Origin of the sequence: Sutterella parvirubra YIT 11816 (assembly GCF_000250875.1) — a bacterium.
Taxonomy (GTDB): domain Bacteria; phylum Pseudomonadota; class Gammaproteobacteria; order Burkholderiales; family Burkholderiaceae_F; genus Sutterella; species Sutterella parvirubra.
Genome location: NZ_JH604976.1, coordinates 1 through 653 on the forward strand (window position 1 = coordinate 1; position 653 = coordinate 653).

At 57.6% G+C, this 653-nt stretch carries 1 protein-coding gene; it reads right to left on the reverse strand.

Annotation, left to right across the window (positions count from 1 at the left end; all coding sequences use genetic code 11):
* A partial coding sequence (locus HMPREF9440_RS06110) for an RNA-guided endonuclease InsQ/TnpB family protein (protein ID WP_008542516.1) occupies positions 1-653 on the reverse strand: 653 nt, incomplete at both ends.

Below are 653 nucleotides of genomic sequence, written 5' to 3' on the forward strand. Positions count from 1 at the left end.
TGCAGAAAGTCCTGCCGAACCCGCTTGACGCGGCGGTTGATCCGCGCGAGACGCAGACGGGCCTTCTCGCGGTTCTTGCTTCCCTTCTGTCGCCGGGAAAGCGTCCGACTCGCCTTCCGAACCTTCTTCAAAGCCTTCTTGAGCGGCTTCGGCGCGTAGACCTTCACCTTGTTCGAATCCGTGAAGAAGGCGTCAAGCCCCATGTCGTCGGCGGTCACCAAGTTTTCCTTCACTTCCTTTAGGGGTTCAGGTGCCGCAAGGCCGTCCTCAAAGAGGATCGAGGCGAAGAAATCTCCACAGCAGTCCATCGAGAGCGTGATGCTTTTCACCTTCCCGGTGACGGGGCGGTGGATGACGGCCTTGATGGCGGAAAGCTTCGGAACCTTGATCCAGTTCTCGCCCACGGAGACGTTCGTGCAGTGGTAGCTCGACTGCTCGCCCCGTCGGGACTTGAAGTGCGGGAATCCGGTCCTTCCGGCAAAGAAGCCGTCGAAAGCCTTCTTCAGATGACGAAGACCTTCTTGAAGCGCCATGCTGTCGTACTCGGCGAGCCAGCCGTACTTCTTCGACTTCTTGGCTATTGGGAGGAGCTTCTTGAGGTCATGGATTGGATCAAGATTCCTGCCCTTGGCTTTGTAGTAGTGCTTCTTGAG